The following is a 17,947-nucleotide window of genomic DNA, read 5'->3' as shown; positions in this document are numbered from 1 at the left end:
CCGCCGCAGTGAGGCGAGTTGACCAGCTATTCGTCAAAGCATGGTTAATGAGGCGTATCTAAATCGCGTTAACGGGAGGTTCCCGGGCAATCAGCCCAGAGAGAGACGGGCGATATCGACCGCCTTGATCCATTCGGTGTGCGGATAGATCACCAGCGCGCCCATCGCCAGCGCGATGCCGTAAGGAATGCCAGTTTGCTGGTCGTGCAGCCGCAGGACCCAGCCCTGGCAAGCCAGGCGATAGGGCAGAGGCCACTGCCGGAAGCCGAGCAGCAACAGCGTCAGCGCGCCGCCGAACAGCGAAGCGTACAGCAGGTAGTCCAACAGGTGGTCGAAGCCGAACCATAGCGCCGCGGCGGCCACCACCTTGGCGTCGCCGCCGCCGATCCAGCCCATCGCAAAGCAGCCAAAGGCGACCGCAAGCACCAGCGCGCCGGCCCCGAAGTGCAGCAGGATGTCGTATGCGCCGAGTCCGGTGAGCGGCGCCAAGAGCAGGAAGCCGGCGACGAGCAACAGCGAAATCCGGTTGGAGATCGTCATCGTCAGCAAGTCGCTGGTTGCGGCGAAGGCCATCAACGCAGGAAACAGCGAAATGCGAAGCAGGTCGGCGATCATCTTGGCCTCGTCGGAACTCTGCGGACAATCGAACCAGCACGGGTTCGAAAGCCAAACTAGACGGCAGAAGTGAATGATCGGGAAATGCGGTCCGTCCTCACCAGAACGTCGCAGCGATCTGGACAATAACCGCTGCGACTGCGAGCGCGAGGGCTGCGCAGACCATCTGCCGCGCGGCCGTGTCGCGTGAGGCCGCCACTGCGCCATCAGGCGCCGGAATCGGTTGGATATGATCGGAACGGTGCATTGCAGTTCTGATCGTGAGACGGAGGGTGAACAAAAAAGGCCCCGGAGTGCCGGGGCCTTGATTGTTCGGCCGACCCGTCGATTACTTCAGCGCGTTCTGGACGCTGGTGAAGGTCGAGTTCAGCTTGCCGGCGAGGCCCTGCACCGCGGCAATGATGGCGAGCGAGATGCCGGCGGCGATCAGGCCGTATTCAATCGCGGTGGCGCCGGATTCGTCCTTGATGAAACGCGCAACGATGTTCTTCATCGGGTAGCTCCATGTACACGTGGCTGTCGAACTCTGTTTGGTCTTGCCGGCGTTCTCAGCACCGTGACCATGGAGCTAACCCTAGGGGGGGGAAATTGCAGCGCAGTTAATTCGATTGCGTAAACATGGGGGCATCAGGTGTTTCGTTGGCACTTCCGGGGGAGGGTAAATGTGCTGTTAATTTGAAGTAATTGAGTGGCGAAGTCCGTGTTCTCGGCACGCCGATACCGTGGTCCGTACCAGCGCGACGCAAGCTGCTTCAAAATCGGACAAACTGTATCAACTTGTTCTGTTTCGATTTCAGCTTGATTCATAAATCGGCGGGCGCCTTTTCATTGTCGTGTACCGATGCCGCTAAGAACCACGTCCGTCGGTTCGTAAACCTTCCACAGTTGAGAGCGCCGTCGATCCATTTCATGCGCCATTCGGCGACCACGCTCTGTTCCTTCGGGTTGTTGGACGTGCTTTCTGCGCCTGCCAGTGCCGGTGCTGAGGGGTAATTGCTGACGGCGCGGATCAGGCGAAGCTGATCAGGCTGTCTCTGCATGGTTCTGGATCCGCTCATTGCGGATGTGTCTCGCCAGCTTCCTAAGTGTGGCGGCCAGCCGACACCTTTGGGGCCAGAACGTTGTGGTTGACGCGAGGTTAACAGCGCGTCGCATTTCGTTTCAATACAGCGAAACACTTCCACAATGTGTTGCGATTAGGTTGCCTCGAACAGAGGTCGACTGACGGAAGAGGGTTGCGGATCGATGCCGTCCATCGTTTCACCGGCGCGAGCAATGGCTCGCAAATTTCGTCGTAACCGGAATGGCTCTGCGGCAGTCGAGTTTGCGATCGTTGCCCCGATTTTCTTCGCGTTGTTGTTCGCGATCATCGAAGTGGCGATGATCTTCTTCGCCAGCCAGGTGCTGGAGACCGCGGTTCAGGATTCGTCGCGGCTGATCTTTACGCGGCAGGCTCAGAATTCCTCGATGACGCAGGATCAGTTCAAGACCGAGATCTGCAAGCGTCTCATCTCGCTTTTCGATTGCAACGGCGTCCGCGTCGACGTGCAGAATTATGGCAGTGACTTCAGCACCGTGAACATCACCACACCGATTGATACCAACAAGAATTTCGTCGACAACATGCAGTATAACATCGGTAAGGCTGGCGATATCATCGTGGTTCGCGCCTTCTATCAATGGCCATTGTTTGTCACCGGTCTCGGCTTCGACACCTCAAATCTTGCCGGCGGTAAGCGACTTCTGTCGGCAACCGCCGCGTTCCGCAACGAGCCTTGAGCGAGCAGCGCGATGCGGTCCAGTTTCCAACGCCTTGTTCTTATTCGATCGCTCGTGTTGCTGCGACGGCTGCAACGCGATCGCCGCGGCGTGGCCGCGATCGAGTTCGCAATCATCGTTCCGGTGATGCTGGTGATGTTTCTCGCAACCGTTGAAGTCACGTCCGGTATCGCCATCGACCGCAAGGTGACGCTGGTGGCGCGGACGTTGTCGGATCTGGTGTCGCAGTCGACCAGCGTTACTGACAATGACCTCAAGAACGTGTTTGCCGCGAGCTACGGCGTGTTGACTCCGTATTCGGCGACGCCGGTCAAAGCGACCATCACCGAGGTCTTCGTCAACAAGAACCAGGTTGCCACGGTACAGTGGAGCAAGACGGGGACCGTTACGCAAAGTGGTAGCTCGGCTACCGCGACGGTGACGAACTCGACCCGGCAGACGGGCGACACCATCACGATTCCGGACGGCCTCAAAGTCGCCAATACCTATCTGATCTTGAGCGAAGTCAGCTATCAGTATCAGCCGACGGTCGCGTACTTCATTCCCCAGGCTGGTATTAGCCTGACCGACCAGTCCTACACGCGGCCACGACAATCGCTCTGCGTTTTGTACGGCACAACGGTGTGTCCGACGAACTAAGTCTTTCCTCTTTAGCGCTCACACGCCGACATCTGCTAAAGAGGCGTCCCCAAAATGAAAGAGGCCGCGCTGTTAACGCGGCCCCATTCGGTTCAGAACCTAAATCTGCTCAGCTTGCAGCGCGCAGATTGTCGGCCGACGACTTGCCAGAGCGGCGATCGGCGACGATTTCGTAGCTGATCTTCTGGCCCTCGCGCAGGGTGCCGAGACCGGCACGCTCGACAGCGCTGATGTGCACGAACACGTCGTTGCCGCCATCATCCGGCTGGATGAAGCCGTAGCCCTTGGTCGCGTTGAACCACTTCACGGTTCCCATGCTCACGGGTGGTAGTCCCTTCTCAATATAGACACGGTCGATGCCCACTTTGTCTCGGTGGGCTGGTGAGATCGAATTTTTGGAAGGGTCGTCAGCGTTCTGAACCGGCTGTACCGGTGGATAGCTAATGTCGTCCGGCCGAAAATCGATTAACAGATATTATGCGAAGCCTGTCCCCAAAACAATCCTGGCATGCGCGATTTTTTGAGCCGCGGAGGTTCCGGAAGTAGGGGGCTGTCGGGCGCTTTGCCGGTCGGCAAAGCGCCTTGTTGTTAGGCAGTCTGCCTTAGCGACGGCGGAACTGACCGCGCGGCGGACCGCTGCGCGGCGGGCCGCCCGGACGCTCGTCCTTATGACGGAAGATCAGCCGACCTTTTTCCAGATCGTACGGGGACATCTCGACCGTGACCCGGTCGCCAGCCAGCGTCTTGATGCGATTCTTCTTCATCTTGCCGGCGGTATAGGCGACGATTTCGTGTCCGGTATCGAGCTGCACGCGGTAGCGCGCGTCGGGGAGAATTTCGGTCACCAGTCCTTCGAACTGGATCAGCTCTTCTTTGGCCATCGGTATCTCCAGATCGGCTGTTCGTTAGCGGTGCGGGCGGTGCTGATGAGCGGTCGGTGCGGGGCGGTTTTTGCGCTGCAAAAACGCGACGCCCTGCAGACCCTCACCGTTGCCACCGTGCTGGGAGCGCGGCGCCGCCTCGTGGCGGCTGGCGTCCGACTGGCGGGCGGGCCCGGCTGCGGGACCGTGGCGCCGACGATTCTTTCCCCGCGTCGGTGCATCGCCGCTGCGCGGAGAATGGCCGTGAGGCGCTTGACGGGGACCGCGATGCGGCGGCGGGGTGGGAGCGGCATGGGCGCCCGGGGTGCGACGATCTTCCTTCGGCAACGACACCTTGATCAGTTTTTCGATGTCGCGCAGATACGCCATCTCTTCGCCGGCGCAAAGCGAGATTGCAGTGCCGTCCGCTCCGGCGCGCGCGGTGCGGCCGATGCGGTGGACGTAAGTCTCGGGGATATTCGGCAGGTCGAAGTTGACCACGTGCGACACGCCGTCGACGTCGATACCGCGCGCGGCGATATCGGTCGCTACCAGGGTGCGCAATTCGCCGGTACGGAATGCCGCCAGCACGCGCTCGCGGTAGTTCTGCGACTTGTTACCGTGGATCGCGTCGGCGGTAATACCTGCCCGCGCGAGGCCCTTCACCACCTTGTCGGCACCATGCTTGGTGCGGGTGAAGACCAGCGCCTGATTGACCTTGTCGTCCTTGAGGATCTGGGCGAGCGCGGCCGGCTTGGCGGAATGGTCGAGCTGGATCACCCGCTGGTTGATCCGCTCCACCGTCGAGGACACCGGCGTCACCGCCACGCGGGCGGGGTCACGCAGCATCTGCTCGGCGAGGTCGGCGATATCCTTCGGCATGGTGGCCGAGAAGAACAGCGTCTGCCGCTTGATCGGCAGCTTGGCGACGATCTTCCGGATGTCGTTGATGAACCCCATGTCGAGCATGCGGTCGGCTTCGTCCAGCACCAGGAATTCGACATGCGCGAGCTTGAGCGCATTGCCTTGCACGAGGTCGAGCAACCGGCCCGGAGTGGCGACCAGCACGTCGACGCCGCCCATCAGGCTGCGAACCTGGCGGCCCATCGGCACGCCGCCGATCGCCAGCGCGGCGCTGAGATGGATGTGGCGGCCATAGGCATTGAAGCTGTCGAGGATCTGGCCGGAGAGCTCGCGGGTCGGGCTCAGCACCAGCACGGGGCAGGTCTTGGAGGCCGGCTTGATCCGGTTCTGCAGCAGGCGGTGCAGGATCGGCAGCGCGAATGAGGCGGTCTTGCCGGTGCCGGTCTGGGCGATGCCGACGACGTCGCGGCCGGCGAGGGCGAGGGGGATAGTCTGCGCCTGGATCGGCGTGGGGGTGTGGTAGTTTTCTTCCTGAAGAGCGCGAGCGATCGGATCGGCGAGGCCGAATTCCTGAAATGAGGTCAAAAGGTTGGTTCTTTCCATCATGAAAGCAAACGCCCGACGGAGCCCGTCGGGAGCGCTTGGAAACTCTGAGACGCTCGCGTGTCCGGAACGTCGGCTATTATCGGATGAAAGGCGAACCAGAAACCGCTGTTCAGGACAGAACGCGGGATCAGAACACGCGGCTCGCAACGACCTGATGATTCTCTAGGTCTCTCACAGTCATATGGAACATCGCTGCACTGCTTTCAAGGTCGAATTGCTGTTCCTTCGCGATCGGCAGGAAAGTGCAATAATTAATCAGCTTGCGAACATTTGATGATTTGTTGTGCTGAATGGCCAATGTGCGGTCATTGCTTCTGCCCATTCATTGGGCTGAAGGGCTCGCGCCGAACTTTGCTCAAATAAGAATTGTCCCGCAGGATCATCGCCTTAGGCGCATCCGAGGGCATGGCATACTTCTTGCGATCTTCCTTGCCGCAGACGGCCGTTGGGGCCGCGCATCATGTCTGCGTCAGGGAGATGACACCTCATGCGTATTGAAACCAAGCGACTCGGAGCGAGCCCGATCAGCCGCCGGAGCTGGCTGGCCGCGGCGGCCGGCCTGGCTCTGGGCCTGTCGGCGTTCGGGCCGGCCAAGGCGGCGGACGACACCATCAAGGTGGGCGTGCTGCATTCGCTGTCCGGCACCATGGCGATCAGCGAGACCACGCTGAAAGACACGGTGCTGTTTCTGATCGACGAGCAGAACAAGAAGGGTGGCGTGCTCGGCAAGAAGCTCGAGGCGGTGGTAGTAGATCCGGCGTCGAACTGGCCGCTGTTTGCGGAGAAGGCCCGCGAGCTGATCACCAAGGACAAGGTTTCGGTGGTGTTCGGCTGCTGGACCTCGGTGTCGCGCAAGTCGGTGCTGCCGGTGTTCAAGGAGCTGAATTCGATCCTGTTCTATCCGGTGCAGTACGAAGGCGAGGAGAGCGAGCGCAACGTGTTCTACACCGGCGCCGCGCCGAACCAGCAGGCGATCCCGGCGGTCGACTATCTCGCCAAGGAAGAAAAGGTTGAGCGCTGGGTGCTGGCGGGCACCGACTACGTCTATCCGCGCACCACCAACAAGATCCTCGAAGCCTATCTGAAGTCGAAGGGCGTCAAGTCCGAAGACATCATGATCAACTACACCCCGTTCGGCCACTCGGACTGGCAGACCATCGTCGCCGACATCAAGAAGTTCGGCTCGGCCGGCAAGAAGACCGCCGTGGTGTCCACCATCAACGGCGACGCCAACGTGCCGTTCTACAAGGAGCTCGGCAACCAGGGCATCAAGGCCACCGACATTCCGGTGGTGGCGTTCTCGGTCGGCGAAGAAGAGCTCGCCGGTATCGACACCAAGCCGCTGGTCGGCCATCTCGCCGCCTGGAATTACTTCCAGTCGATCAAGACCCCCGAGAACGAGCAGTTCATCAAGGACTGGCAGGCCTACACCAAGAATCCGAAGCGCGTGACCAACGACCCGATGGAAGCGCACGTGATCGGCTTCAACATGTGGGTGAAGGCGGTCGAGAAGGCCGGCTCGGTCGATCCGGACAAGGTGATCGACGCGCTGCCGGGCACCAAGGCTCCGAACCTGACCGGCGGCATCTCTGAAATGCTGCCGAACCACCACATCACCAAGCCGGTGTTCATCGGCGAGATCAAGGCCGACGGCCAGTTCGACGTGGTGTGGAAGACTCCGGGCCTGGTGCCGGGCGACGCCTGGTCGAAGGAGCTGGAAGGCTCGAAGGACCTGATCGGTGACTGGGTGACGCTGAAGTGCGGCAACTACAACACCGTGACCAAGAAGTGCGGCGGCCAGGGCACCTGACGGTTCTCCTGATCATCCGCTGACGTCCGACAAGCGAAAGGGCGGCGACGCCGGTGCGCGCCGCCCTTTCCATCCTCCGACGCACCTTCATCCTTGCCGGGATACTTCAGTGCCTCTCATCCATCTGACGCGCATTCTGTTTGCCGCGGTCGCGATCGCGTTCGCCACATTGGGGAGCTTGCCGGCAGTGGCCGGTCCCTATGAGGACGCCATCGCGCAATTCGCCCAAGATTCCTTCTCCGACAGCGAGGACGCGATCGGCAAGCTGGTCGCCAGCGGCAATCCGCGCGCTGCGGTGATCATCACCGCGCTGCAGGACGGCAAGCTCTACGCCGATCCGGACAGCAAGGCGGCCTTCATCAAGACCTACGACGGCAAGATCGCCAATGCGGCGACCGGCGAGGCGGTCGGTGCGCTGCCGGCCAAGGCCAGCGCGGTGCGGCTCAACAACAAGCTGCGCCGCGTCGTCGCCGGCGCGATGGCCGGTCTGACTCTGCTGTCGCCGGATCTCGACAAGCGGATCCAGGCGGCGCAGTCGGTGTTCAAGTCGCACGACGAGACTATGCTGCCGACCGTCGAGGCGGCGCTGAAGGCGGAAAAGAACGCCGCCGCCAAGCGCGCCTTCACTGAGGCGCGGGCCTCGATCCTGCTGTTCAAGCAGGGCGCCTCCGATGCCGACAAGCTGGACGCGATCGCCACCATCAAGGCGCGCGGCGATCAGGAAGCGATGGCGCTGCTCACCGGCGCGCCGTCGAACCAGAGCCCCGCTGTCGCCAGCGGCATCGCCGGCGCCAAGGCATCGATCGAGCGCAATCTGGCGATCTGGTCGATGGTGCAAAATGCCTGGTACGGGCTGTCGCTCGGCTCGGTGCTGCTGCTCGCCGCGATCGGGCTCGCCATCACCTTCGGCGTGATGGGCGTGATCAACATGGCCCATGGCGAGATGGTGATGCTCGGCGCCTACACCACCTTCGTGGTGCAGGAAGCGATTCGCACCCGCTATCCGGCGCTGTTCGACTACTCGCTGCTGATCGCGGTGCCGCTCGCCTTCCTGGTCGCCGGCGCGATCGGCGTTCTGATCGAGCGCACCGTGATCCGCTTCCTCTACGGCCGTCCTTTGGAAACGCTGCTCGCCACCTGGGGCCTGTCGCTGATCCTGCAGCAGGCGGTGCGCACGCTGTTCGGCCCGACCAATCGCGAGGTCGGCAATCCGAGCTGGATGAGCGGCGCATTCGAACTCGGCGAGATGACCATCACCTACAACCGGCTGTGGATTCTGTGCTTCACGCTGGCGGTGTTCGCCCTGCTGCTGGCGATGCTGCGCTACACCTCGCTCGGCCTCGAGATGCGGGCGGTGACGCAGAACCGCCGGATGGCGGCGTCGATGGGCATCGCCACGTCGCGGGTCGACGCGCTGACCTTCGGGCTCGGCTCCGGCATCGCCGGCATTGCCGGCGTGGCGCTGTCGCAGATCGACAACGTCTCGCCGAACCTCGGCCAGAGCTACATCATCGACAGCTTCATGGTGGTGGTGTTCGGCGGCGTCGGAAACCTGTGGGGCACGCTGGTCGGCGCGTTCTCGCTCGGCATCGCCAACAAGTTCCTGGAGCCGGTCGCCGGCGCCGTGCTGGGCAAGATCGCCATCCTGGTGCTGATCATCCTGTTCATCCAAAAGCGCCCCCGCGGCCTGTTCGCGCTCAAGGGCCGTGCGGTGGAGGCATGAGGATGATCGGAATGCACCACCTCCGCTCCGCGCCGCAGCCTGACTCCCTCTCCCGCCTGCGGGAGAGGGCTGGGGTGAGGACACTTGCCACGGGCTCAGTGCTCGCTGCTGCGGTTCACCCTCCCCTGGAGGGGGAGGGTCGCTCGCGCAGCGAGCGGGGTGGGGTGGCGAAGAGTTCATCCGCCGTGCCCGCGGCTCACCCCACCCCGGCGTGCACCGCGCTTCGCGCGCTACCCGCCGACCCTCCCCCTCTAGGGGAGGGTGAAGAAGGCTCCGGTGCGATGGCTTTCGAAACTCTCGATGCGATCGCTTTGAGTGTATGCGTGAGGGACGTGCGTGGTGTTGCGGTGCGGGGGCTGTGCCAATGACCCCGCACATCCTGACCCGCTCGCTCGATCGCGGGGCGACGATCTTTCTGGTGCTGCTCGCCGCGATTGGAATCCTGCTGCCGCTGCTCAATCTGCTGACGCCGGAGTCTTCGGCGCTGCACGTGCCGACCTATCTGATCTCGCTGTTTGGCAAATACGTCTGCTATGCGCTGCTCGCGCTGTCGATCGACCTGATCTGGGGCTATTGCGGCATCCTCTCGCTCGGCCACGGCGCGTTCTTCGCGCTCGGCGGCTACGCGATGGGCATGTATCTGATGCGTCAGATCGGCACCCGCGGCGTCTATGCCAATCCGACCCTGCCGGACTTCATGGTGTTCCTGAATTGGAAGGAGCTGCCCTGGTACTGGTACGGCTTCGACATGTTCTGGTTTGCGGCCGTGATGGTGCTGCTGGTGCCGGGCCTGCTCGCGTTTGGCTTCGGCTGGCTGGCATTCCGCTCCCGCGTCACCGGTGTGTATCTGTCGATCATTACGCAAGCGATGACCTATGCGCTGCTGCTGGCGTTCTTCCGCAACGATTTCGGTTTCGGCGGCAATAACGGCCTGACCGATTTCAAGGACATTCTCGGCTTCAACGTCCAGGCCGACGGCACCCGCGCGGCGCTGTTCATGCTGAGCTGTCTGGCGCTGGCGATCGGCTTCTTCATCTGCCGGGCGGTCGTCACCTCCAAGCTCGGCAAGGTGCTGATCGCGATCCGCGATGCCGAAAGCCGCACCCGTTTCCTCGGCTACCGTGTCGAGTCCTACAAGCTGTTCGTGTTCACGCTGTCGGCCTGTATGGCCGGCGTCGCGGGCGCGCTGTACGTGCCGCAGGTCGGCATCATCAATCCGAGCGAATTCGCCCCCGGCAATTCGATCGAGGCGGTGATCTGGGTCGCGGTCGGCGGCCGCGGCACGCTGGTGGGTGCTGCGCTGGGTGCGATCGTCGTCAACTACGCCAAGACCGTGTTCACCTCCGGGCCGCTGGCGCCGTATTGGCTGTTCATGCTCGGCGCCCTGTTCGTGGCGGTGACGCTGCTGCTGCCGAAAGGCATCGTCGGCACCGTCAATGCGTGGCTGGCCTCGCGCAAGCTGCCGCCGACCGACACCGCGGACAGCGCGGCGCGGGAAGACGGCGTGATCCAACCGAAGCCGGCGGAGTGACGTCATGAGCATGCTCGAAACCCGCTCGACCTCGGCGATGCTGTATCTCGACGGCGTCCACGTCTCGTTCGATGGCTTCCACGCCATCAACAACCTGTCGCTGACGCTGGAACCCGGCGAGATGCGGGCGATCATCGGCCCGAACGGCGCCGGCAAGACCACGATGATGGATATCATCACCGGCAAGACCAAGCCGGACAAAGGCGAGGTGGTGTTCGACGGCACCGTCGACCTCACCAAACTCGACGAGACCGAGATCGCCAAGCTCGGCATCGGCCGCAAATTCCAGAAGCCGACGGTGTTCGAAAGCCAGACCATCGAGGACAATCTTCTGCTGGCCCTCAACGTCGATCACAGCGTCCGCGGCACGCTGTTCTGGCGGCGGAGCAGGGACGAGAGCGAGCGGATCGAGCGCGTGCTCGACATCATCCGCTTGCGCGACGCGCGCGACCGGCTGGCCGGCTCGCTGTCGCACGGCCAGAAGCAGTGGCTGGAGATCGGCATGCTGCTGGCGCAGGACCCCAAGGTGCTGCTGGTCGACGAACCGGTCGCCGGCATGACCGACGTCGAAACCCAGCAGACCGCGGAGCTGCTGCGCGAGATCAACAGCCACGACAAGACCGTGATGGTGGTCGAGCACGACATGACCTTCGTGCGCGAACTCGGCGTCAAGGTCACCTGCCTGCACGAAGGCACCGTGCTGGCCGAAGGCTCGATCGACGACGTCTCGGCCAACGACCGGGTCGTGGAAGTGTATCTGGGGCGGTGAGGATGATTCTTGCTGGCTTGTTTCTCGCGCCGTCTCCCCACGCTGCACCGTCATCGCCCGCGCAGGCGGGCGACCCAGTATCCCAGGGAGCCGCGTGTTCACCGCAGCGCTGCGGCGTACTGGATCCCACGCATCCGCGGGGGATGACGGCCGTGGACGGGACGACGGCCGTGCCGAGTACGCCGGCTCTTGCTGAAGTTACATATTGAGGACGAGCCCATGCTCACCGTCGACAATATCAATCTGTACTACGGCGCCGCGCAGGCGCTCCGGGGTGTGTCGATCGCGGCGGAGCCCGGCAAGGTCACCTGCGTGCTCGGCCGCAACGGCGTCGGCAAGACCAGCCTGCTGCGTGCGCTGGTGGGACAGCAGCCGATCTCGTCCGGCGCGATCACCTTCGACGGCACCGACATCTCGCATCTGAAGCCGTATGAGCGGGCGCGACGCGGCATCTCGCTGGTGCCGCAGGGCCGCGAGATCTTTCCGCTGCTCACGGTCGAAGAGAATCTCAAGACTGGCTACGCGCCGCTGAAGCGCGCCGACAAGTCGATCCCCGACGATGTGTTCTCGCTGTTTCCGGTGCTCAATTCGATGCTGAAGCGGCGCGGCGGCGACCTGTCCGGCGGCCAGCAGCAGCAGCTCGCGATCGGCCGCGCGCTGGTGATGCGGCCCAAGGTGCTGCTGCTCGACGAGCCGACCGAGGGCATTCAACCGTCGATCATCAAGGACATCGGCCGGGCGATTTCGTATTTGCGCAATCTCGGCAACATCGCCATTGTGCTGGTCGAACAATATCTCGATTTCGCCTGCGAGCTCGGCGACAGCTTCGCGGTGATGGATCGCGGCGCGGTGAAGTACACCTGCGACCGCGCCACCCTCGACCCCGCCGAGATCAGCCGGCAGATGGCGCTGTAGGACGACTTTTGACTCATCAGCTTCGGCATCACCACGCGCGCCTCTCTTCACCTCTCCCCGCGCGCGCGGAGAGGTCGATCTGCGTCGCGCAGCGATGCCGATCGGGTGAGGGGGCGCTTCCGCAGAGCCGAGAGCCTGCGACCCGCGTCGCCCCTCACCCCAGCCCTCTCCCCGCAACAGCGGGGCGAGGGAGCTCGCCGTGCTCGGGACGAGGGAGCGCGCGACCGGCGTGGCAGCGCCGCGGATACTCGGCATGATCGCGACCGATACCAGCCTCATCACCTCGCAGACCTTCGCCGCCAATCGCGCGGTCGGCGAAGTGGCCGTCGAGGTGCGGGCGGATGGCGGCGTCACACGGCGCGGACCGGTGCACGAAGCCGGATCGCTCCGGGTGCGCTTTCCATCGCCGGAGCAGCAGGGGCTGTCGGCTGTGCTGGTGAACACCGCCGGCGGCGTCGCCGGTGGGGATCGCTTCAGCATCAGCCTCGACGTTCAGGCCGATGCGCGGCTGACGCTGACCACGGCGGCGGCCGAGAAGGTGTATCGCTCGCATGGTCCTGCCGCGCAGCTCGATATCACCCTCAAGGTCGCGAGTGGCGGCCATCTGGCGTGGCTGCCGCAGGAGACCATCCTGTTCGATCGGGCCCGCGCCGAGCGCCGGATCGATATCGAGCTTGCGGGCGATGCTTCGCTGCTGCTGTCCGAGATGGTGATCTTCGGCCGCTCGGCGATGGGCGAGACCATGCAGCACGGCAGCTTCGTCGACCGCTGGCGGATGCGGCGGGGCGGCAAACTAGTGTTCGCCGAAACCGTGCGGCTCGATGGCGAGATCGGTGCCCTCTTGGCACGCCCTGCAGTGGCCAAAGCCGGCGTCGCGATCGGCACCGCATTGATTGTGCCGGGCGATGCGGCGCTGGTCGAGCGGCTGCGCGAGGCGGCCGATACGTTCGGCGCCGAGCTTGGGATTTCGGCGTGGAATGGGTTTGCAATGGCCCGGTTCTGCGCCCAAAATGCCGCAAAGCTGCGCGCCGACATGATGACCGTTCTCGGCCGCGCCGCCGGCCGCGCGCTGCCGCGGCTGTGGCTGAGTTGATCCCGCGTCGCGTCCGAATTTCAGGCTCATTCGATCGAGTGCCTTCATGAACCTCTCCCCCCGCGAAAAGGACAAGCTGCTGGTCTCGATGGCAGCGATGGTCGCCCGCCGCCGGCTCGAGCGCGGCGTCAAGCTCAACCATCCCGAGGCCGTGGCGCTGATCACCGATTTCATCGTCGAGGGTGCGCGCGACGGCCGCAGCGTCGCCGAACTGATGCACGCCGGCGCCCAGGTGATCACCCGCGACCAGTGCATGGACGGCATTGCTGAAATGATTCACGACATCCAGGTCGAAGCCACATTCCCCGACGGCACCAAGCTCGTCACCGTGCACCAGCCGATCCGGTAGTGGCGGTGTGTTTCCCTGTCGCCCATCCTTCGAGACGCGCCCTGCGGGCGCTCCTCAGGATGAGGGCCGTGCGAGTCGAAGCCCTCATGGTGAGGAGCCCGGCGGCGCTCGAAGAGCGTAGTCGGGCGTCTCGAACCATGAGCTTGTAGGAGAAAGTCGATGATCCCCGGTGAACTGTTCATCGAAGACGGCGAGATCGAGCTCAACGCCGGGCGCGCCACGGTGACGCTGACGGTGGCCAACACCGGCGACCGGCCGATCCAGGTCGGCTCGCACTATCACTTCTTCGAAACCAACCCGGCGCTGCAATTCGACCGCGACAAGGCCCGCGGCATGCGGCTGGACATCGCGGCCGGCACCGCCGTGCGCTTCGAGCCCGGCCAGAGCCGCGACGTCCAGCTGGTCGCGCTCGCCGGCAGCCGCTCCATCTACGGCTTCCGCGGCGACGTGATGGGCAAGCTGTAATGACGGATCTCGTGCTGGTGTCTCGCGCTGCCGACTTCGCCGCGCGAAAACATGCCGGGACGCGGCGCAAGGGCGCCGACAAGGAGCCTTACGTCAATCACCTCGCCGAGGTTGCGCTGCTGCTGACGGTCGCGACGGACGGCGCCGATGCGCCGCTGGTGGCCGCAGGCTGGCTGCACGACACCATCGAGGACACCGGCGTCACCCGCGACGATCTCGCCGAGCTGTTCAGCGAAGACGTCGCCGAGCTGGTCGTCGCCTGCACCGACGACAAGACGCTGCCGAAGGCCGAGCGCAAGCGGCTGCAGATAGAGCACGCGCCGCATCTGGCGCCGCGCGCCAAGATGATCAAGCTCGCCGACAAGATCAGCAATCTTCGCTCGCTGATCCTGGCGCCGCCGGACGATTGGGAGCGCGACCGGCTGCTCGACTATCTCGATTGGGCCGAAAAGGTCGCGGCCGGCTGCCGCGGCGTCGACGATCACCTCGAACGTTTGTTCGACGAAACCGCCGCGCGCGGGAGGGCCGTGTTGTGAGCACCAAGATTGCACGTTCCGTCTATGCCGACATGTTCGGCCCGACCACCGGCGACCGCGTCCGGCTCGCCGACACCGATCTGATCATCGAGGTCGAGAAGGATCTCACCACTTATGGCGAGGAGGTGAAATTCGGCGGCGGCAAGGTGATCCGCGACGGGATGGGCCAGTCGCAGGTGACCAATAAGGGCGGCGCTGCCGATACGGTGATCACCAACGCGCTGATCGTCGACCATTGGGGCATTGTCAAAGCCGACGTTGCCATCACGGCCGGCCTGATCACCGCGATCGGCAAGGCCGGCAATCCGGACATTCAGCCCAATGTCGATATCATCATCGGCCCCGGCACCGACGTGATCGCCGGCGAAGGCAAGATCCTCACCGCCGGCGGCTTCGACAGCCACATCCATTTCATCTGCCCGCAGCAGATCGAACATGCGCTGATGAGCGGCGTCACCACGATGCTGGGCGGCGGCACCGGCCCGTCTCACGGCACGTTTGCGACCACTTGCACGCCGGGACCGTGGCATATCGGCCGGATGATTCAGTCGTTCGATGCCTTCCCGGTCAATCTCGGCATCTCCGGCAAGGGCAACGCCGCGCTGCCCGACCCGCTGAAGGAGATGATCGAAGGCGGGGCGTGCGCGCTCAAGCTGCACGAGGACTGGGGCACGACACCGGCGGCGATCGACAATTGCCTCACCGTCGCCGACGCCTACGACATCCAGGTGATGATCCACACCGACACGCTCAACGAGTCGGGCTTCGTTGAAGACACCGTGAAGGCATTCAAGGGCCGCACCATTCACGCCTTCCATACCGAAGGCGCCGGCGGCGGCCACGCGCCGGACATCATCAAGGTCGCGAGCCTCGAAAACGTGCTGCCGTCGTCGACCAATCCGACGCGGCCGTTCACCAAGAACACCATCGACGAGCATCTCGACATGCTGATGGTGTGCCACCATCTCGATCCGTCGATCGCCGAGGATCTCGCCTTCGCCGAGAGCCGTATCCGCAAGGAGACGATCGCGGCGGAAGACATCCTGCACGACCTCGGCGCGCTGTCGATGATGTCGTCGGACAGTCAGGCGATGGGCCGGCTCGGCGAAGTGATCATCCGCACCTGGCAGACCGCGGACAAGATGAAGAAGCAGCGCGGCGCGCTGCCGCAGGACTCCTCGCGGAATGATAATTTTCGCGTTAAGCGCTACATTGCCAAGTACACGATCAATCCGGCGATCGCCCATGGTGTGTCGAAGCTGATCGGCTCGGTCGAGACCGGCAAGATGGCCGACCTGGTGCTGTGGTCGCCGGCGTTCTTCGGCGTCAAGCCGGACTGCATCATCAAGGGCGGCAGCATCGTCGCGGCGCCGATGGGCGATCCCAACGCCTCGATCCCGACGCCGCAGCCGGTGCACTATCAGCCGATGTTCGGCGCCTTCGGCAAGGCGCTGACGGCGTCGTCGGTGGTGTTCACCTCGCAGGCCGCCGCCGCCGGCAATCTCGCCCGTGACCTCGGCATCGCCAAGAAGCTGGTCCCGATCAGCAACGTCCGCGGCGGCATCTCCAAGAAGAGCATGATCCACAACGATGCCACGCCGAAGCTCGAAGTCGATCCCGAGACCTACGAAGTCCGCGCCGACGGCGAGCTCCTGACCTGTGCCCCGGCCGACGTGCTGCCGCTGGCGCAGCGCTACTTCATGTTCTGAGGGCGGGGCGAAGCACAGCAGCCGCCACACCAACAATCGTCATCCCCCGCGAAAGCGGGGGACCCAGTATCCCAGAGCGCTCGCCTTTGGCGCTGGATTCCGCGGCGAACGCCCTGGAATACTGGGTCGCCCGGTCAAGCCGGGCGATGACGGTGGTGTGGGTGGCGAGGTGCGCGCTCACTGGCGCCTCAAGCGTTGTGCCATCCCCTTTGCATCCCCGACGCATCCGCCTAATGTCCCGCGCGCCGGCGCATGTCCGGCCTTGCAGACACAAACCGCCGGGAGGAATATTCGTGATCTATGTCGTCGCCACTTTGACCGTGAAGCCCGAAATGCGTGCCGAACTGATCGCCGCTGCCAAAGCCTGCATCGCCGAGACGCGCAAGGAGCCCGGCAACATCGCCTACGACCTGCACGAGAGCGTCACCGAACCTTCCAAGATGGTGTTCGTCGAGCAGTGGGAGAACGCCGAAGCGCTGGAGCCGCATCGCAAGGCCGAGCACATGAAGACGTTCGGTCGCGTCGCCGTCACCTGCTTCGCCGCGCCGCCCAAAATCGAGATCATCACGCCGGCGAACGTCGTGACCAGATAGGAGACACCATGATCCGCGCCACCGCCGTCCGCGGCCAGCATCGCTGGACCGACACCCCGGCCGACACCGTCGTGCTCGATTTCGACGACCGGCATCGCCGCCGCATGGCGATGACCGGGACGCGGGGACTGTCGTTCCTGCTCGATCTGGAGCAGGCGGTAGCGCTGCGCGGCGGCGACGCGCTGGTGCTGGAAGACGGGCGGCTGGTGGAAGTGGTTGCGGCGCCGGAGCCGCTGCTCGAGATCCGCGGCCATGATCCGCAGCACCTGGTGCGGCTCGCCTGGCATCTCGGCAACCGCCATCTGCCGACGCAACTGATGGCGAAAGCGCTGCGCATCCGCCGCGACCACGTCATCGCCGACATGGTCCGCGGCCTCGGCGGCAAGGTGGTGGAGATCGAAGCGCCGTTCGATCCAGAAGGCGGCGCCTACGCACCGCCGCACGACAGCGGCGAGGCGGCGCACGCGCACCACGATCATGGCCAGCATGATCACGCTCACCACGATCACCACCATGGTCACGGCCATCACGATCATGGCCATCATGGTCACGCGCATCATGACCACGATCACGCTGATGGCGGCTGCTGCGGGCATGATCATCATGGCCACGACCATCATGTCCATGACGAGCACTGCGGCCATTCGCACAAGCATGAGCACTGAGCCGGAGGCGTCGGCGCAGCCGCTGCCGGCGGAGCAGAGCGCCGCGCTGTTCCGGCTGATGACCTGGCTGTCGCCGGCGTTCCCGGTCGGCGCGTTCTCGTATTCCAGCGGCATCGAATGGGCGGTGGAGGCGGGCGACGTCACAGACGCTGCGACGCTGCGCGATTGGCTCGACGCGATGCTGCAGCATGGCGCCGGATTCTGTGACGCGGTGCTGCTCAGCCACGCTTACCGCGCCACCGAGCGCGGCGATGACGCCGGCCTGTCCGCCGTCGCCGAACTCGCCGCGGCGTTCGTCGCCTCGGCAGAACGCCAGCTCGAGACATTGTCGCAGGGCCGCGCCTTCATCGAGATCGCCCGCAAGGCTTGGGACAGCGACGGCCTCGGCCGTGCGGTGGCGGCATGCGGCGAGGCGATCGCCTATCC

21 protein-coding genes are annotated in these 17,947 nt (G+C 64.1%); 15 read left to right on the top strand and 6 right to left on the bottom strand.

Annotation, left to right across the window (positions count from 1 at the left end; all coding sequences use genetic code 11):
• Nucleotides 1–90 precede the first annotated feature (90 nt).
• The 3 genes from DY467_RS10830 to DY467_RS10820 form a co-directional block, all read right to left on the bottom strand.
• Nucleotides 91–615, bottom strand: a complete 525-nt coding sequence (locus tag DY467_RS10830) for an A24 family peptidase (RefSeq protein ID WP_164572673.1) — start codon at nucleotides 613–615, stop codon at nucleotides 91–93.
• Nucleotides 616–943: 328 nt separating this feature from the next.
• Nucleotides 944–1,108 carry a Flp family type IVb pilin gene (locus DY467_RS10825; protein WP_011159214.1) on the bottom strand — a complete coding sequence of 55 codons (165 nt, stop codon included), beginning with the start codon at nucleotides 1,106–1,108 and terminating at the stop codon, nucleotides 944–946.
• Between the two features lie 310 nt (nucleotides 1,109–1,418).
• Nucleotides 1,419–1,655 (bottom strand): hypothetical protein, encoded by a 237-nt coding sequence (locus tag DY467_RS10820; protein WP_164635950.1) that lies wholly within the window; start codon nucleotides 1,653–1,655, stop codon nucleotides 1,419–1,421.
• Between the two features lie 205 nt (nucleotides 1,656–1,860).
• On the opposite strand from DY467_RS10820, the gene DY467_RS10815 reads away from it, so the two are divergent.
• On the top strand, nucleotides 1,861–2,394 hold the full coding sequence (locus DY467_RS10815; protein ID WP_164635949.1) for a TadE/TadG family type IV pilus assembly protein: 534 nt from the start codon (nucleotides 1,861–1,863) through the stop codon (nucleotides 2,392–2,394).
• 12 nt (nucleotides 2,395–2,406) lie between these two features.
• On the top strand, nucleotides 2,407–3,033 hold the full coding sequence (locus DY467_RS10810) for a TadE/TadG family type IV pilus assembly protein (protein ID WP_164635948.1): 627 nt from the start codon (nucleotides 2,407–2,409) through the stop codon (nucleotides 3,031–3,033).
• Nucleotides 3,034–3,142: 109 nt separating this feature from the next.
• Here the strand turns inward: DY467_RS10810 and DY467_RS10805 are convergent, their stop codons facing one another.
• From DY467_RS10805 to DY467_RS10795, 3 genes are all read right to left on the bottom strand, one after another.
• Nucleotides 3,143–3,355, bottom strand: a complete 213-nt coding sequence (locus DY467_RS10805) for a cold-shock protein (protein ID WP_011440687.1) — start codon at nucleotides 3,353–3,355, stop codon at nucleotides 3,143–3,145.
• Nucleotides 3,356–3,635: 280 nt separating this feature from the next.
• Nucleotides 3,636–3,914: a translation initiation factor IF-1 gene (infA, locus tag DY467_RS10800; protein WP_011159210.1), complete on the bottom strand. Its 279-nt coding sequence runs from the start codon at nucleotides 3,912–3,914 to the stop codon at nucleotides 3,636–3,638.
• Nucleotides 3,915–3,938: 24 nt separating this feature from the next.
• Nucleotides 3,939–5,360 (bottom strand): DEAD/DEAH box helicase, encoded by a 1,422-nt coding sequence (locus DY467_RS10795; RefSeq protein ID WP_205502278.1) that lies wholly within the window; start codon nucleotides 5,358–5,360, stop codon nucleotides 3,939–3,941.
• Between the two features lie 490 nt (nucleotides 5,361–5,850).
• Between DY467_RS10795 and urtA the strand changes: the two genes are divergently transcribed.
• The 13 genes from urtA to DY467_RS10730 all read left to right on the top strand — a co-directional run.
• Entirely contained in the window at nucleotides 5,851–7,173 is a 1,323-nt protein-coding gene (gene urtA / locus DY467_RS10790; protein WP_164635946.1) for an urea ABC transporter substrate-binding protein, read from the top strand.
• A 109-nt stretch (nucleotides 7,174–7,282) separates the two neighbouring features.
• The gene (urtB, locus tag DY467_RS10785) at nucleotides 7,283–8,896 is read left to right on the top strand and encodes an urea ABC transporter permease subunit UrtB (protein WP_164635945.1); all 1,614 of its coding nucleotides are present in this window, start codon (nucleotides 7,283–7,285) and stop codon (nucleotides 8,894–8,896) included.
• Between the two features lie 364 nt (nucleotides 8,897–9,260).
• The gene (urtC, locus tag DY467_RS10780; protein WP_164635943.1) at nucleotides 9,261–10,427 is read left to right on the top strand and encodes an urea ABC transporter permease subunit UrtC; all 1,167 of its coding nucleotides are present in this window, start codon (nucleotides 9,261–9,263) and stop codon (nucleotides 10,425–10,427) included.
• Between the two features lie 4 nt (nucleotides 10,428–10,431).
• On the top strand, nucleotides 10,432–11,196 hold the full coding sequence (gene urtD, locus DY467_RS10775; protein WP_107356443.1) for an urea ABC transporter ATP-binding protein UrtD: 765 nt from the start codon (nucleotides 10,432–10,434) through the stop codon (nucleotides 11,194–11,196).
• A 219-nt stretch (nucleotides 11,197–11,415) separates the two neighbouring features.
• Nucleotides 11,416–12,111, top strand: a complete 696-nt coding sequence (gene urtE, locus DY467_RS10770) for an urea ABC transporter ATP-binding subunit UrtE (protein ID WP_164635941.1) — start codon at nucleotides 11,416–11,418, stop codon at nucleotides 12,109–12,111.
• A gap of 253 nt (nucleotides 12,112–12,364) precedes the next feature.
• Nucleotides 12,365–13,204 carry an urease accessory protein UreD gene (locus tag DY467_RS10765; RefSeq protein ID WP_164635940.1) on the top strand — a complete coding sequence of 280 codons (840 nt, stop codon included), beginning with the start codon at nucleotides 12,365–12,367 and terminating at the stop codon, nucleotides 13,202–13,204.
• A 46-nt stretch (nucleotides 13,205–13,250) separates the two neighbouring features.
• Complete coding sequence (locus tag DY467_RS10760) at nucleotides 13,251–13,553, top strand: urease subunit gamma (protein WP_011159202.1); 303 nt, start codon at nucleotides 13,251–13,253, stop codon at nucleotides 13,551–13,553.
• Nucleotides 13,554–13,712: 159 nt separating this feature from the next.
• On the top strand, nucleotides 13,713–14,018 hold the full coding sequence (locus tag DY467_RS10755) for an urease subunit beta (RefSeq protein ID WP_164635938.1): 306 nt from the start codon (nucleotides 13,713–13,715) through the stop codon (nucleotides 14,016–14,018).
• Entirely contained in the window at nucleotides 14,018–14,554 is a 537-nt protein-coding gene (locus DY467_RS10750) for an HD domain-containing protein (RefSeq protein ID WP_164635931.1), read from the top strand. Before DY467_RS10755 ends, DY467_RS10750 begins: the two co-directional genes overlap by 1 nt.
• Nucleotides 14,551–16,263: an urease subunit alpha gene (gene ureC / locus DY467_RS10745; protein WP_164635929.1), complete on the top strand. Its 1,713-nt coding sequence runs from the start codon at nucleotides 14,551–14,553 to the stop codon at nucleotides 16,261–16,263. Before DY467_RS10750 ends, ureC begins: the two co-directional genes overlap by 4 nt.
• A gap of 293 nt (nucleotides 16,264–16,556) precedes the next feature.
• Nucleotides 16,557–16,856, top strand: coding sequence for a putative quinol monooxygenase (locus tag DY467_RS10740; protein ID WP_142883169.1), 300 nt, complete (start codon nucleotides 16,557–16,559; stop codon nucleotides 16,854–16,856).
• 8 nt (nucleotides 16,857–16,864) lie between these two features.
• Nucleotides 16,865–17,521, top strand: a complete 657-nt coding sequence (locus DY467_RS10735; protein WP_164635927.1) for an urease accessory protein UreE — start codon at nucleotides 16,865–16,867, stop codon at nucleotides 17,519–17,521.
• Nucleotides 17,511–17,947: urease accessory protein UreF (locus tag DY467_RS10730; protein ID WP_283811790.1), on the top strand; the 437-nt coding region annotated here is incomplete at its 3' end. The genes DY467_RS10735 and DY467_RS10730, both read left to right, overlap by 11 nt.

Origin of the sequence: Rhodopseudomonas sp. BR0G17 (assembly GCF_010907025.1) — a bacterium.
GTDB lineage: Bacteria > Pseudomonadota > Alphaproteobacteria > Rhizobiales > Xanthobacteraceae > Rhodopseudomonas > Rhodopseudomonas palustris_H.
The sequence above is the reverse complement of the archived record's forward strand: the minus strand, read 5'-3'. Positions and strand labels throughout refer to the sequence as shown.